Consider the following 907-nt stretch of genomic DNA (forward strand, 5'->3'; position numbering starts at 1 on the left):
TGGTAAACGTCCATACTAGACAATTTAATTACGACACATCAACAGCAAAAATAGACTTTTGATTTGACGCCTCTAGACATTAAGGGTACAACTGTAAGCTATATTACAGGAGTCTATTATGACTAAGCGCCAAGCAAACAAAACCAAGCACGACACAGCAAATGATAAAAGTGAGCTCCCCTCACTCTCAAAACAGCTATTAGAGCTACATTTAAAGCACGAACTTGAGTGCTTTAACTCCGATCGTTTTATTGAGCTATGCGATTCAGAGACTGAGTTTTTACTGAAAGCTGTAGGAGAAATCCATCTAAATAAGTTTGTCAGCGCTAAACAAATCAAACAAGTTATATACGAAAACGTCGTTAGCTCAAGTATTCCAGGTGCCATCGCCGAAGTTGCGGGTGAGGCAGCCGACACTCTATTTACATCAAAAAAACATCAAGAAACCTTACTGAACCAAATCATCAGCAAAAAAGACTTTGAAGAATTCATAGACAAAGCTTTAGAGCTAAAGGAGCAGCGAAACAAAGGCATAGACAAAGTAATTGAGCTACCGATATATGCCGAATTAATATCAGGCATTCTTTACCAAGCTATCCTTCGCTATATTTATGAAAGCAACCTAATCAGCAAGAACATTCCGGGCGTGTCCTCAATGCTCAAGATGGGAAGAAATGTAGTCAGCAAAGCTGCGCCAAAAATTGGCTCCGGAGTAGAGGAGAGCGTAAAAAGTTTTATTATCGACAGCCTCGACTTTATCCTGGACGAAAGCAAGAAGTTTCTAGAAGGCTCAGTAAGCGATGAGCAATTGCGCGACTCTGCAATGGAGCTATGGGAAGCGATTGAAAATAAACCCATGTCTGAATTTCAACAAGTTATGGACAGTTTAGATCTATCTGAATTTATC

The 907-nt window shown here is 39.8% G+C and carries 1 protein-coding gene; it reads left to right on the forward strand.

The features are described 5' to 3' along the window. Positions 1-118: 118 nt before the first annotated feature. Positions 119-907, forward strand: a 789-nt coding sequence (locus A3729_RS08585) for a hypothetical protein (protein WP_068633658.1), incomplete at its 3' end; no start/stop codon positions are given.

The sequence above is a fragment of the Oleiphilus sp. HI0043 genome (assembly GCF_001634935.1).